The 12,483-nt window shown below is 54.4% G+C and carries 17 protein-coding genes; 4 read left to right on the top strand and 13 right to left on the bottom strand.

The window, feature by feature from the left end:
* Positions 1-152 precede the first annotated feature (152 nt).
* Positions 153-773, bottom strand: a complete 621-nt coding sequence (gene bamJ / locus O1721_RS06030; RefSeq protein WP_008502892.1) for a BamJ family beta-barrel-assembly machinery protein — start codon at positions 771-773, stop codon at positions 153-155.
* A 231-nt stretch (positions 774-1,004) separates the two neighbouring features.
* Here bamJ and O1721_RS06025 point away from each other — a divergent pair, with 231 nt between their 5' ends.
* Positions 1,005-1,643, top strand: a complete 639-nt coding sequence (locus O1721_RS06025) for an OapA family protein (protein WP_015572481.1) — start codon at positions 1,005-1,007, stop codon at positions 1,641-1,643.
* A 46-nt stretch (positions 1,644-1,689) separates the two neighbouring features.
* Here the strand turns inward: O1721_RS06025 and O1721_RS06020 are convergent, their stop codons facing one another.
* The 5 genes from O1721_RS06020 to rpsF form a co-directional block, all read right to left on the bottom strand.
* Positions 1,690-2,619 (bottom strand): DMT family transporter, encoded by a 930-nt coding sequence (locus tag O1721_RS06020; RefSeq protein WP_032646988.1) that lies wholly within the window; start codon positions 2,617-2,619, stop codon positions 1,690-1,692.
* A gap of 152 nt (positions 2,620-2,771) precedes the next feature.
* Positions 2,772-3,221, bottom strand: a complete 450-nt coding sequence (rplI, locus tag O1721_RS06015; protein ID WP_006810372.1) for a 50S ribosomal protein L9 — start codon at positions 3,219-3,221, stop codon at positions 2,772-2,774.
* A 41-nt stretch (positions 3,222-3,262) separates the two neighbouring features.
* A complete protein-coding gene (rpsR, locus tag O1721_RS06010; RefSeq protein ID WP_000135199.1) occupies positions 3,263-3,490 on the bottom strand; it encodes a 30S ribosomal protein S18 in 228 nt (75 codons plus the stop codon).
* 4 nt (positions 3,491-3,494) lie between these two features.
* Entirely contained in the window at positions 3,495-3,809 is a 315-nt protein-coding gene (gene priB, locus O1721_RS06005) for a primosomal replication protein N (protein WP_003856035.1), read from the bottom strand.
* A 6-nt stretch (positions 3,810-3,815) separates the two neighbouring features.
* A complete protein-coding gene (gene rpsF, locus O1721_RS06000) occupies positions 3,816-4,211 on the bottom strand; it encodes a 30S ribosomal protein S6 (protein WP_003856034.1) in 396 nt (131 codons plus the stop codon).
* A gap of 340 nt (positions 4,212-4,551) precedes the next feature.
* On the opposite strand from rpsF, the gene yjfY reads away from it, so the two are divergent.
* The gene (gene yjfY / locus O1721_RS05995) at positions 4,552-4,827 is read left to right on the top strand and encodes a DUF1471 family protein YjfY (protein ID WP_017383944.1); all 276 of its coding nucleotides are present in this window, start codon (positions 4,552-4,554) and stop codon (positions 4,825-4,827) included.
* 134 nt (positions 4,828-4,961) lie between these two features.
* On the opposite strand, the gene O1721_RS05990 is transcribed toward yjfY, so the two are convergent.
* From O1721_RS05990 to ulaA, 6 genes are read right to left on the bottom strand one after another with little or no spacing between them, the layout of a single operon-like run.
* A complete protein-coding gene (locus tag O1721_RS05990; RefSeq protein ID WP_017383945.1) occupies positions 4,962-5,648 on the bottom strand; it encodes an L-ribulose-5-phosphate 4-epimerase in 687 nt (228 codons plus the stop codon).
* Positions 5,641-6,501 (bottom strand): L-ribulose-5-phosphate 3-epimerase, encoded by an 861-nt coding sequence (locus O1721_RS05985; protein WP_015572478.1) that lies wholly within the window; start codon positions 6,499-6,501, stop codon positions 5,641-5,643. Before O1721_RS05985 ends, O1721_RS05990 begins: the two co-directional genes overlap by 8 nt.
* A gap of 9 nt (positions 6,502-6,510) precedes the next feature.
* The gene (gene ulaD, locus O1721_RS05980; RefSeq protein WP_017694667.1) at positions 6,511-7,161 is read right to left on the bottom strand and encodes a 3-keto-L-gulonate-6-phosphate decarboxylase UlaD; all 651 of its coding nucleotides are present in this window, start codon (positions 7,159-7,161) and stop codon (positions 6,511-6,513) included.
* Positions 7,162-7,173: 12 nt separating this feature from the next.
* Entirely contained in the window at positions 7,174-7,641 is a 468-nt protein-coding gene (gene ulaC / locus O1721_RS05975; protein WP_017694668.1) for a PTS ascorbate transporter subunit IIA, read from the bottom strand.
* A 9-nt stretch (positions 7,642-7,650) separates the two neighbouring features.
* A complete protein-coding gene (ulaB, locus tag O1721_RS05970; protein ID WP_003856022.1) occupies positions 7,651-7,956 on the bottom strand; it encodes a PTS ascorbate transporter subunit IIB in 306 nt (101 codons plus the stop codon).
* Positions 7,957-7,968: 12 nt separating this feature from the next.
* Complete coding sequence (gene ulaA / locus O1721_RS05965; RefSeq protein WP_017694669.1) at positions 7,969-9,369, bottom strand: PTS ascorbate transporter subunit IIC; 1,401 nt, start codon at positions 9,367-9,369, stop codon at positions 7,969-7,971.
* Between the two features lie 359 nt (positions 9,370-9,728).
* Here ulaA and ulaG point away from each other — a divergent pair, with 359 nt between their 5' ends.
* Both ulaG and ulaR read left to right on the top strand, forming a co-directional pair.
* Positions 9,729-10,793, top strand: a complete 1,065-nt coding sequence (ulaG, locus tag O1721_RS05960) for an L-ascorbate 6-phosphate lactonase (RefSeq protein WP_006810379.1) — start codon at positions 9,729-9,731, stop codon at positions 10,791-10,793.
* A gap of 110 nt (positions 10,794-10,903) precedes the next feature.
* Positions 10,904-11,659, top strand: a complete 756-nt coding sequence (gene ulaR, locus O1721_RS05955) for an HTH-type transcriptional regulator UlaR (protein WP_003856014.1) — start codon at positions 10,904-10,906, stop codon at positions 11,657-11,659.
* Here the strand turns inward: ulaR and yjfP are convergent.
* Complete coding sequence (gene yjfP / locus O1721_RS05950) at positions 11,656-12,378, bottom strand: esterase (RefSeq protein ID WP_023302960.1); 723 nt, start codon at positions 12,376-12,378, stop codon at positions 11,656-11,658. The two genes, ulaR and yjfP, sit on opposite strands and share 4 nt — an antisense overlap.
* Positions 12,379-12,483 lie beyond the last annotated feature (105 nt).

Here is a 12,483-nt window from a genome sequence, read left to right as displayed (position 1 = left end):
TGAGTGTCATATCACTCATACAGCGCGAAACAGCTCACAAAAATACACGTAACAGTTTCGTTTGCAATACAAAATGTTGATTTCGTCGTAACTCCGGGTTTTATCGCTATTTTCCTCTCCCCGATCGGAGAGAGGAAAATAAGAAAAACCGATTACAGGATTTCCAGCAGCTCGACTTCAAACACCAGGGTGCTGAATGGCGGAATGGACGCGCCAGCGCCACGCTCGCCGTAAGCCAGGTTGTGCGGGATAGTGAGTTCCCATTTGGAACCTACTGGCATCAGGGTCAGGGCTTCGATCCAGCCTGCGATAACGCCGTTGACCGGGAATTCAGCCGGTTCGCCACGCGCGACGGAGCTGTCGAACACGGTACCGTCGATCAGCTTACCGGTGTAGTGTACGCGAACGTGGTCGGTACGCGCCGGGATTGCGCCATCACCCTGATTGATTACGCGGAACTGCAAGCCGGACTCGGTGCTGTTCACGCCTTCACGCTCACGGTTCTCTTCCAGATATTTCACGCCTTCTGCCGCCATCTCTTCGAAACGCGCGCGACGTACGGCGTCAGCACGTTCGTGGATTTCACGCAGCGCACGGTGCACAACGTCAACCGGCACAGCGGGCTGCTTGCCTTCCAGCGCGTCAGCGATACCCGCCACCAGCGCTTCCGGTAACAGACCTTCCAGGCCGGATTCGCTCAGCTGCTGTCCTACCTGCAAGCCGATGCCGTAGCTTGCCTGCGCTTCGATAGTGTCAAAAGTCGGGGTGGTCATGGGTTTTCCTTCCATCACATTTAAAGTAGCGGGCAGCATATCAGCCATGCCCTTATGGGTAAAACTTTGTCTTAAGTAAAGGTGACAAACTGCGACGAAACGGAAACAATAGTAGCCGTCAGGATTTTCCCTAATATATGTCACGAAAGCTGGCTTTGTTACGCCCATCAGGCAGTTAGCAAACTACACTTCTCAGGACAGGATAAAAAGACGCGGAGCAGGAGGAGAGCCATGCCCGGGCGATTTGAACTGAAACCTACCCTGGCGAAAATCTGGCATGCGCCGGATAACTTTCGCATCATGGACCCGCTGCCGCCTTTGCACCGCAGAGGCATTATTATCGGCGCGTTGCTGATCGTCATCGGCTTCCTGCTTCCTTCCGGCAGTGACAACGTTGATACCGCGCCGGTCAGCCGGAATGCTGAGCTGGATATCCAGTCGCAAAGCCAGCCGCAGCCTGATTCACAGCCGATGCAGACGCAGCTGGTCACACCGTCTAACGATCCGGGCCAGGTTGCGCCGGTTGAACCTGAACCGGTTCAGGAAGATCAGGAGCAGGCCGCCGCCCCTTCAGAGCCACAGGCGCAACAGCCCACCGGCATTGAGCAGCAGTGGCGTTCGTATCGCGTAGAGCCTGGGAAAACTCTTGCCCAGCTGTTCCGCGACCACAATCTGCCAGCAACGGATGTGTATGCCATGGCGCAAGTCGAGGGGGCAGGCAAACCGCTCAGCAACCTGCAAAATGGTCAGATGGTGCAGATCCGCCAGAATGCCAGCGGGGTGGTGACCGGGTTAACGATCGATACCGGAAACGGGCAGCAGGTACTGTTTACCCGCCAGCCGGACGGCAGTTTCATCAGAGCACGTTAATGGCCCAGGCCGGGTAAGGCGATGCCGCCACCCGGCACTTTTGTTCTCAGGCACGCCGTTTATTCACCCACCAGATCCCCGAGCAGACCAGCACCAGCGCAATCGCGTATTTGATGTCCAGAATGTTTTCGCCGAGGAAGATGGCGGAGAGCACCGTCCCTGCTACAGGTATGACAAAGTTGAACGGGGCAATCATACTCACGCGGTTTACTTTCAGCAGCGCGCTCCACAGGGCGAACGCCACGGATGAGAGCAGCGTCAGATACCCCAGTACGGCGACGGCTTTCATGCTGTGCACCTCCAGCGTCCCGCCCGTGGCATAGCCTCCCGCAACCAGTGCCGCCCCGCCTATCCCCAGCTGCCAGCCAGTCATCACCGTCGGGTCAACGGTCTGGGAAATGCGTTTCCCGTAAAGCGTGGCCGCAGAGAGAATAAAGGCGGCCAGCACCACAAATCCGTCACCTTTCCAGACAAACTGGAACTCACTTAACCCGCTGTGGAAGTTCACCAGCATAACCCCGGCAAAGCCCAGAACACATCCCAGCGTTTTGTTATAGCTGAGTTTGTCGTTGTGGTAGATAAAGTGCGCCAGCAGCACGCTGAAGAAGGTCCCGGTGGCATTCATGATGGAGCCGTTCACCCCGGTCGTGTAGGCCAGGCCGATATAAAAGAAGGTGTACTGGAGGGAGGTCTGCGTCAGTCCGAGGATCGTGAGCTGGCCAAACTGCGTGGGCGTGAGCCTGCCAATCGGCTTTCGCTGGGCCATGGCAAAAAGCAGCAGCAACGCACCGGCAAACAGAAAACGGTATCCGGCAAAGACGACTTTGGAGGGGATATCATCGGTCGCGATCTGAAAGAGTTCGTAGCCACTTTTAATGGCCGGGTACGAGCTTCCCCAAAGCAGACAGCAGAGCGTGGCGCAGGCATAGGCCACATTGCGACGGGCAAAGACGGGCGTGGGCAGAGCAGTATCCATGACAAATCTCATAAATAAAATTGCGTTTCAATTTATTATCAGAGAATGCGTCAGGAATAGCGACCTTACAAGAGCAAAAGATGACGCAGGGTCACGCTAAAAAGCAAAACGCCGGCACAAGGCCGGCGCTTCGACGCGAGCAGAGTAAAAAATTACTCAGCTACTACGTTAACAACCAGTTTAGCGAACACTTCGCTGTGAACCTGGAAGTCAACTTCGTGCTCACCAGTGGTACGCAGAACGCCGTTCGGCATACGAACTTCGCTCTTAGCCACTTTAACGCCTGCCGCAGTTACTGCATCAGCGATATCGCGGGTACCGATGGAACCGAACAGTTTACCTTCGTCGCCAGCTTTAGACGCGATAGTAACGGTGCCCAGTGCGTTGATTGCTTCAGCGCGAGCGTTAGCAGCCGCCAGAACGTCAGCCAGTTTGGCTTCCAGTTCAGCACGACGTGCTTCGAAAAACTCTACGTTTTTCTTAGTAGCTGGAACAGCTTTACCCTGTGGAACCAGGAAGTTACGAGCGTAACCCGCTTTAACGTTTACCTGATCACCCAGGCTGCCCAGGTTTGCTACTTTATCAAGCAGAATAACTTGCATTACCTTATCCTCTTAAAGTCGTATTAATGGACCGTGCCCGATTACTGATGACGATCAGTGTACGGCAGCAGAGACAGGTAGCGAGCGCGTTTGATAGCGCGAGCCAGCTGACGCTGATATTTTGCACGAGTACCGGTGATACGGCTTGGGACAATCTTACCGCTTTCGGTGATGTAGTTTTTCAGCGTTGCGATATCTTTATAGTCGATCTCTTGAACGCCTTCCGCGGTGAAACGGCAGAACTTGCGACGACGGAAATAACGTGCCATATGGCTAGTCTCCAGAATCTATCAAATCAATCTGCTCGGCATGCAGAACCATTTTGCTCAGGCCGTTCTTTGCCTTGTGGCAAGAAATGAACCCCTGAACGATTACTGCGCTACCGACCGTTAAACTGTGAGTAATGGCCTGGTTTTCGTGTCCGCTAATTATTACGGGCATTTGGCACCACGCCTGCCGGTGAAACCCGGCTTCCTCTTGCACAGAACGATGCTCAAGCACGAACTGGCAATGCGGAATTCCTGATGGGCTGACCTTTCGAAGGGGGGTCCTGCACACGGTGCCGGACAACACCAGACGGTTGGTCATCAGAAATTACTCTTCAGAATCCCCAGCATCAGAATCATCTGCGGTTTCGTTTGCGAAATCATCGCGACGCTCACGGCGCTCGTCTTTCGCTTTAACCATCGGAGATGCTTCGGTCACTGCGTGTTTGGTACGCATAACCATGCTGCGGATAACGGCATCGTTGAAGCGGAAGGTAGTTTCCAGCTCATCGATCACTTCCTGCGGAGCTTCAACGTTCATCAGAACGTAGTGTGCTTTGTGCAGTTTGTTGATCGGGTAAGCCAGCTGACGGCGGCCCCAGTCTTCCAGACGGTGGATCGTGCCTTCTGCACCAGTGATGGCAGCAGAGTAACGCTCGATCATGCCCGGAACCTGTTCGCTCTGGTCAGGGTGGACCATAAAAACGATTTCGTAATGACGCATCGAATTGCTCCTTACGGATTATTCAGCCTCCTGTCTGGGTCAGCCGAGGCCCGGGGAGGCAAGGAACGTGTTAAAGGTCGGCTGAAAAATTGACGCGTCATAATACTTGCGCCCCCCAGGAAACTCAAGCTGATTGCACAAATAATTCGCACAAAGGGTAAAGCTGTTCTAAGTGGGTGATTTAAAATCGCACTCATCAGAAGCGCTGTTTTTTTGAACAACACCATCAGAAATGGTCACCCATCGCAATCCGGGTAGCGATTACACTTTAATCAGAGACACGGAACAGAGAAGGAGAACATTACCCCGTATCACAGCACGCAGTCGTGGAGCGCATATCATGAAAAGAATCGCAATCGCCATTTTGGCTGCGCTTTTGCTCAGTGCAAACGCGATGGCAGCCATCAGAATAGACAGCCAACAGGCCAGAAACATGGATGATGTGCAGAGCTTAGGCGTTATTTACATCAATCATAACTTCGCCACTGAAAGTGAAGCAGATCAGGCGCTTAATGAAGAAACCGATGCGCAGGGCGCAAAATACTATCACGTCATGCTGACACGTGAGCCCGGCAGCAACGGTAATATGCACGCCAGTGCAGATATTTACCAGTAACGCTTTATCGCTAGCACCAGGAAAGCCAACGAAAATCAAAGCCATATATAATTTGCCCCCTGCCCGGGGGCTTTTTTATGAATGGCTCCGGAATACCACCGGTTACAACTGTTTCGGTATTCCAGAGCACTTATTCACTTCTGCCCGTAATAAGCATTCGGGCCATGCTTACGCATGAAATGCTTGTTCATCAGGTAATCATCAATGCCCTGAAGCTGTGGGTTAATGCCGCGCGCAATCCACGCCATTCTGGCCACCTCTTCCATCACCACCGCGTTATGCACGGCGTCATGCGCATCTTTACCCCAGGAGAACGGACCATGCTGGTACACCACAATACCCGGCGTATGCAGTGGTTCCGTCTCACCCAGCGTTTCGATAATGACCCTGCCGGTGTTAAGTTCGTACTCGCCTTCGACCTCAGCCTGCGTTAACGCTCGCGTGCAGGGAATATCGCCGAAGAAGTAATCTGCGTGCGTCGTACCCAAAGCAGGGATCGCCAGCCCGGCCTGTGCCCAGGCGGTGGCGTGCGTGGAATGGGTATGCACAACGCCCCCCAGAGACGGGTAACGCTGATACAGCGCCAGGTGGGTTGCCGTATCAGAAGAAGGGCGCCATTTGCCTTCAACGACGTGTCCTTCCAGGTCAACCACCACCATATCGTCCGCTTTCATGGCGTCATAGGCCACGCCGCTCGGCTTAATCACCACTAGCCCCTGCTCGCGATCGATGGCGCTTACGTTGCCCCAGGTAAACGTCACCAGTCCATAGCGCGGGAGATCCATATTGGCTTCAAAGACCTGCTGTTTCAGCTTAAGCATGTTCCGCCTCCATCAGCCCTGCCCGCGCCATGCGCTCGCGCACCCAGTCCCGGGCTTTCGCCACTTCTGCCGCCGGGTCGTCCGCGGTTTCGCTCCACATCTCAATCAGGTAAGGCCCGCAATAACCTGTCTGTTTGAGCGTCTGGAAGCACCGTTCGAAATCCACCACCCCGGTGCCGAACGGTACGTTTTTAAACACGCCAGGACGGGTATCTTTAACGTGCACCGCCACGATATGCCCGATGCCCGCCTGAAGCTCCATCTGTACATCGTTATCCCATGCCGACAGGTTTCCGATATCCGGATAAAGCTGGAACCATGGGTTGTTCAGATAGTGCGCATAGCCCAGCGCCTTGCTGATGGAGTTCATCAACGGATAATCCATGATCTCCATCGCCAGCGTCACCTGCGCACGGCTTGCCATCTCAACGCTCTCTTTCAGGCCCTCCCGGAAACGACGGCGCGTTTCATCGTTGGCTTCCTGATAGTAAACATCGTAACCCGCCAGTTGGATCACGCGGATGCCGACATCCTGTGCAAAGCGAATGGCTTTACGCATGATCTCCAGCCCTTCGGCGCGTACAGCATCATCTTCGCTGCCAAGCGGAAAACGACGATGAGCGCTCAGGCACATGGATGGCACGCGCACGCCGGTTTCGGCAATGGCGCTCACCAGCGCCAGACGCTGGTCGCGGCGCCAGTCCAGGCGAGAAAGACGCTCGTCCGTCTCATCCACAGACATTTCGACAAAATCGAAACCCAGCTGCTTCGCCAGCTGTAACCGCTCCAGCCAGCACTCCCCCGCAGGGAGTGCCTTTTCATAGATGCCAAGCGGGACCTGTTTTGACAACATACCCGCTCCTTAACCCCAAAGCTGAGCGATTGAGCGTTTGAACTGACGCGCCGCTTCCACCGGAGACGCAGCATCACGAATGCTACGACCGGCAATAAAGACGTGAATCGGGATACCCTGGAACAGCGGCAGATCCTCCAGCGCCAGGCCACCGGTGACGGTCACTTTGAAGCCCATATCGGCCAGACGTTTGATCGCGCTAATATCGGCTTCGCCCCACGCCACGCCTGCGGCCTGCGCATCACGGCTACGGTGATAAACCACCTGCTGGATACCCGCTTCGCGCCACTCCTGCGCCTGCTCCCAGGTCCAGAAACCAGTCAGTTCAATCTGCACGTCGCCGTTGAACTCTTTCGCCACGTCCAGCGCGCCTTTCGCGGTGTTGATATCCGCACAGCAGATCACGGTGACCCAGTCGGCGTTGGCTTCAAAGCACATGCGAGAGAGGATTTTGCCCGCGTCGGCGATTTTGGCATCCGCCAGCACGATTTTATGCGGATAGAGCGCCTTCAGGTCACGAACCGCACGAACGCCTTCGCCCACGCACAGAATGGTGCCGACTTCGATGATGTCCACTTCTTCCGCAATCAGACGGGTGGTTTCGTAAGCGTGAGACAGAGTCTGGTTATCCAGCGCGACCTGCAACATTGGTAATGACATTTTCAATTCCTCTTAAACGGCCGCCGCAGTGGCGTTATCAATTAAATCCAGCACGTCCTGCGCGGTACGACAGGCGCGTAAACGGTCAAAATTAGCTTCATCATCAAACAGATTGACGATCTGCATGATCCCCACCTCCTGGTGAGTGTTGGCATCGACAGCCGCCATGGTGATCAGAATGTCGACCGGGTCGTTATCTTCGTGGTTGAACACCAGTGGTTTTTTCAACGTCACCAGCGCAAAACCGGTTTTCTTGACGCCCTCTTCGGGACGGCCATGCGGCATTGCCAGCCCCGGGGCAATCACAAAATAGGGTCCAAACTGCGCCACGCCATCCAGAATGGCCTGGTAATAATGCGGCTCGACAACGTCCGCCTTAACCAGCAGGTCCACGCCCAGCTTCACCGCTTCCTGCCAGGTGCTGGCTTCGGCCTGTAAAAGGATGGAGTTATTCTCTGCCAGCGAATCACGTAGTTTCATGTGGCATCCTTACTTCACGTCTTGTGGGAAGTGTTCTTTGATCACTTCCAGCAGCTTTGGCCCGAAATCCGCAGGCGACAGCATGTTGCGTACGCCTACCACGTATTTGTTGCCCGACACGCTAATCTCGCCGGCAATGTGCGTTGAGGCGATGATGATGTCCGCGCCGTTCAGTTCACTTTTGTATTCACCCACTGCGCAGCTGTTCACCGTGTGGTCAATGTTTGATTGGGTTAAAAACTGGTCCACTTTCATCTTCATGATCATGGAGCTACCTTGCCCATTGCCACACACAGCCAGGATACGTACGGTCATAATCGAAACTCCTTAATGAGCAGACACTTCTGCTGTTTGTTTTTCTGCATCTTCTTCAGCCCGCAGCGAACGGCCAGCGAAGAACATATAAGCCAGGGCAATCAGGATGATGACGGCCATAAAGACCAGCCCGACGGACGCAAAGCCCTGCATCATCGGCGGCGCCAGAATTGACCAGTCCGCCATGCCCATCCAGGCGCTCATGCCGGTGAGCTTGACCGCCCACACGCACCCGAAGATTTCAATCATGCCCATCACCAGGCAAATCTTGAGCGCTGCGCGCCATCCGCCGAAGTGGTTAGCAAATACGCCAATAGTGGCGTTGGAGAAGAACATCGGGATAAAGCCAGGAATAATCAGGATTGAGGAGCCACAGCCCACCAGGATGCCGACCGCAATCAGCTGGCCGATGGTGCCCCACATAAAGCCCCAGACGACGGCGTTTGGCGCAAAGCTATAGATAGCCGCACAGTCAATCGCCAGCACCGCGCCAGGGATCAGGCGCTGGGAGATGCCGTTAAACGCTTCCGACAGTTCGGCGACGAACATACGCACGCCCTGGGTGATGATGAAAATGGCCACCGCGAAGGAGAAACCGGTTTGCAGGATATAGACCGTCCAGTGGGTTTTACCCGCCATCGCCTGCACCACGTCAATGCCAAAGGAGAGCAGGATGGCACCGAAGAAGATGGTCATCACAATTGCCGTGGAGACGATGTTGTCGTGGAAGATATTCAGCCAGCCAGGCAATTTGAGGTCTTCAACACTCTCCTCTTTTTTGCCCAGGTACGGCGCAACTTTGTAAGCAATCCAGGAAGCGAACTGCTGCTGGTGACCGATGGAGAAGCCGCAGCCGTCCGTAACGTCCTGCGTTGGCTTATACATCATGTTGGAGGTGATGCCCCAATAAAGCGAGACCAGTATTGCCGTGCAGATGACGGTGGTCCACATTGGGTAGCCGAAGATATAGAGAGAAACGGCAATCAGCCCCGCCTGCTGGAACATAATGTGCCCGGTGAGCATGATGGTGCGAATACCGGTGATGCGGCGCAGGAGCACGTAAATGATGTTCAGCGCCAGCGCGAGCAGTACCGCATACCCAACCCAGCTGTACGCATCCCCCATACGATCGATGGTGGCCATCATGGACGCGTAAGTGTCAGAGATGGCGCCGTTAATGCCGTACACCTCTGACATTTTGGCAACAACCGGCTTAAACGTGCTGGTCAGAATGCCAGACCCCGCCTGCAACAGCATAAAACCAATGATGGTTTTGATGGTGCCTTTGATGATCACGCTGACGCTTTTGCGCAGCAGGATGTACCCCAGGCACGTCACGATACCCAGCAACAGCGGGGCGTTGGTCATTACCTGATTAAAGAAAACGGTAAAGACGTTGTAGAGGATCTCCATAACTCTCTCCAGAAAATGAGAACACGAGGGGCAATCCCTGTGTGGTTGGTGTCATCACTCTATTAATCACAAATAATCATCACAAGATTGCATTTGATTATTTGTGACGGATCACGCAATTTATTTCCATGGTATTAGTAATGATTTTCACTACCAATCCAACCAAATAAATAAATTCTTAAATTTCAATACATTAATCATTTATAATGGTTATCTTAACAACGTCATGAAGTTTTTTCTGTGAGGTGGCGAGGGGAGTTTTCCGCAAATCAGCCATTGCAAATCGATTAAAACAGTGCCAGCATTAATCACAACAAGTCACATAGTGATTACTTTTGATTAAAACCAGGAGTCAAACGATGAGTAAAGTGAAAACCATCACCCGTGAATCATGGATTCTGAGTACCTTTCCGGAGTGGGGTAGCTGGCTGAACGAAGAGATCGAGCAGGAACAGGTTGCTCCTGGCACATTTGCGATGTGGTGGCTGGGCTGCACCGGGATCTGGCTGAAATCAGAAGGCGGCGCCAACATTTGTGTTGATTTCTGGTGCGGCACCGGCAAACAGAGCCACGGCAATCCACTGATGAAAAAAGGCCACCAGATGCAGCGTATGGCCGGCGTTGAAAAGCTCCAGCCGAACCTGCGCACCACGCCTTTCGTGCTGGATCCTTTTGCCATTCGTCAGATCGACGCCGTACTCTCTACCCACGATCACAACGATCATATCGACGTGAACGTGGCGGCAGCGGTAATGCAAAACTGCGCGGACGACGTACCGTTTATTGGGCCGCAGACCTGCGTGGATTTGTGGATTGGCTGGGGCGTGCCAAAAGAGCGCTGCATCGTGATGAAGCCGGGCGACGTAGTGAAAATCAAAGACATTGAAATTCACGCGCTGGATGCCTTTGACCGTACCGCGCTGATCACCCTGCCTGCCGACCAGAAAGCCGCAGGCGTACTGCCAGACGGGATGGATGAGCGCGCGGTGAACTACCTGTTCAAAACGCCTGGCGGTTCCCTGTATCACAGCGGTGACTCCCACTACTCCAACTATTACGCGAAGCACGGTAACGAGCATCAGATTGACGTGGCGCTTGGCTCTTACGGTGAAAACCCGCGCGGGATCACCGACAAAATGACCAGCGCAGACATGCTGCGTATGGCCGAAGCGCTGAACACCAAAGTGGTGATCCCGTTCCACCACGATATCTGGTCAAACTTCCAGGCCGATCCGCAAGAGATCCGCGTCCTGTGGGAGATGAAAAAAGACCGCCTCAAGTATGGCTTCAAGCCGTTCATCTGGCAGGTTGGCGGCAAGTTCACCTGGCCGCTGGATAAAGACAATCTTGAGTACCACTACCCGCGTGGTTTCGATGATTGCTTTACGATTGAACCCGATCTGCCGTTCAAATCCTTCCTCTGATTCTGAGGCCCAATCGCCAGACCTTGCGTCTGGCGATGTCATATTTATCTTAGTAATTTCACGCTATTTCAAATATCATCTTTTCAAATCAATTCTTATCGGAATAGCTCATGACGGAAGCGCAACGGCATCAAATTTTACTGGAACTCCTGGCGCAAACAGGGTTTATCACCGTCGAGAAAGTGATCGAACGTTTAGGGATCTCCCCCGCTACCGCGCGGCGGGACATTAACAAGCTGGATGAGAGCGGCAAGCTGAAAAAAGTCCGCAACGGCGCAGAGGCCATCAGCCAGCAGCGTCCACGCTGGACGCCGATGAACATCCACCAGGCGCAGAATCACGATGAAAAGGTGCGGATTGCCAGAGCGGCATCACAGCTGGTAAATCCTGGAGAAAGCGTGGTGATCAACTGCGGTTCGACGGCGTTTCTGCTGGGCCGTGAGATGTGCGGCAAGCCGGTGCAAATCATCACCAACTATTTGCCGCTGGCCAACTATCTCATTGACCAGGAACATGAAAGCGTGGTGATCATGGGCGGCCAGTATAACAAGAGCCAGTCCATCACCCTTAGCCCGCAGGACAGTGAAAACAGCCTCTACGCCGGGCACTGGATGTTTACCAGCGGCAAAGGTCTGACGGCGGATGGCCTGTATAAAACCGATATGCTCACCGCAATGGCAGAACAGAACATGCTTAACGTAGTGGGCAAACTGGTGGTGCTGGTCGACAGCAGCAAGGTCGGTGAACGCGCCGGCATGCTTTTCAGCCGCGCCGAGCAAATCAGCATGGTGATCACCGGCAAAAACGCCAACCCCGAGATCCTCAGCAAGCTGGAGGATCAGGGTGTCACAGTGCTGCGCGTTTAAAGGTGCTGACGGAAGAATTCCACGGTTGACTCCAGCGCGGCCGGGGTAATACGGTGCCGAACACCCGCTCCCCACAGGCAGGTCAGATTGCTGTCCAGCCCTTCACGCTGTAGCGCCTGTTGCAGGCGGAACGTTTCACCGGGCGGTACGACGTCATCGGCGTCCCCATGCCACAGAAGCAGCGGACGATCGGCCAGCTGCGAAAGCGCATGGCTGACGTCCCATTCTGACAACAGGGCCTCAATCTCCTGAGGGGCCTGCGGCGGGAACAGCGTCTTTGCCAGTGACGTAAAGTAGCCCGATCCCATCAGGCAAGCCACGGACGTCACCTCCGGATGCCTGGCCATGATCCCCAGCGCCGTCATTCCGCCCATTGATGCGCCTGCGACCGCCAGCCGTTTCCCCTCCACCAGCCCGGCCTGCAAGAGCGCGTCACGCAGCCCGGCGAACTCGGTCAGATTGCCGTGCAGCGTTTGCCAGAACAGCCCCAGCCGCGCCTGCTCATCGCCCGTAAAGCGTGCCCCATGATTCGGCGCATCAGGCATGACCACCCGGAAACCGGCCTGCGCCAGCGCGACGGCAAAATAGCTGTAGACCAGCTTCGAGGAGAGAAAGCCATGATAGAAAACTACCGTCGGCAGCGGCTGTTCACCTTTACCAGCCGAAAAAGCATGGATGATTTCATGCCCACTCAGCTGGCGAGTTTCAATTTCAATCATTGTCGATCCTGTGCTGATGAATGATTCATAATGTTGAGAGCTGGATTACGGTTTCACGATATTTTCATTCGAAATCTACGTCCCAGATAACACTTCGGGAACATT

The sequence above is a fragment of the Enterobacter cloacae complex sp. HYC033_NIDB genome, from assembly GCF_056673335.1.
This window is presented reverse-complemented; position numbering and strand designations above follow the sequence as displayed.

Excerpts from the sequence above, each read along its gene's own strand:
- bamJ (WP_008502892.1), bottom strand. The coding sequence starts at position 773 with ATGACCACCCCGACTTTTGACACTATCGAAGCGCAGGCAAGCTACGGC.
- O1721_RS06025 (WP_015572481.1), top strand. The coding sequence starts at position 1,005 with ATGCCCGGGCGATTTGAACTGAAACCTACCCTGGCGAAAATCTGGCAT.
- O1721_RS06020 (WP_032646988.1), bottom strand. The coding sequence starts at position 2,619 with ATGGATACTGCTCTGCCCACGCCCGTCTTTGCCCGTCGCAATGTGGCC.
- rplI (WP_006810372.1), bottom strand. The coding sequence starts at position 3,221 with ATGCAAGTTATTCTGCTTGATAAAGTAGCAAACCTGGGCAGCCTGGGT.
- rpsR (WP_000135199.1), bottom strand. The coding sequence starts at position 3,490 with ATGGCACGTTATTTCCGTCGTCGCAAGTTCTGCCGTTTCACCGCGGAA.
- priB (WP_003856035.1), bottom strand. The coding sequence starts at position 3,809 with ATGACCAACCGTCTGGTGTTGTCCGGCACCGTGTGCAGGACCCCCCTT.
- rpsF (WP_003856034.1), bottom strand. The coding sequence starts at position 4,211 with ATGCGTCATTACGAAATCGTTTTTATGGTCCACCCTGACCAGAGCGAA.
- yjfY (WP_017383944.1), top strand. The coding sequence starts at position 4,552 with ATGAAAAGAATCGCAATCGCCATTTTGGCTGCGCTTTTGCTCAGTGCA.
- O1721_RS05990 (WP_017383945.1), bottom strand. The coding sequence starts at position 5,648 with ATGCTTAAGCTGAAACAGCAGGTCTTTGAAGCCAATATGGATCTCCCG.
- O1721_RS05985 (WP_015572478.1), bottom strand. The coding sequence starts at position 6,501 with ATGTTGTCAAAACAGGTCCCGCTTGGCATCTATGAAAAGGCACTCCCT.
- ulaD (WP_017694667.1), bottom strand. The coding sequence starts at position 7,161 with ATGTCATTACCAATGTTGCAGGTCGCGCTGGATAACCAGACTCTGTCT.
- ulaC (WP_017694668.1), bottom strand. The coding sequence starts at position 7,641 with ATGAAACTACGTGATTCGCTGGCAGAGAATAACTCCATCCTTTTACAG.
- ulaB (WP_003856022.1), bottom strand. The coding sequence starts at position 7,956 with ATGACCGTACGTATCCTGGCTGTGTGTGGCAATGGGCAAGGTAGCTCC.
- ulaA (WP_017694669.1), bottom strand. The coding sequence starts at position 9,369 with ATGGAGATCCTCTACAACGTCTTTACCGTTTTCTTTAATCAGGTAATG.
- ulaG (WP_006810379.1), top strand. The coding sequence starts at position 9,729 with ATGAGTAAAGTGAAAACCATCACCCGTGAATCATGGATTCTGAGTACC.
- ulaR (WP_003856014.1), top strand. The coding sequence starts at position 10,904 with ATGACGGAAGCGCAACGGCATCAAATTTTACTGGAACTCCTGGCGCAA.
- yjfP (WP_023302960.1), bottom strand. The coding sequence starts at position 12,378 with ATGATTGAAATTGAAACTCGCCAGCTGAGTGGGCATGAAATCATCCAT.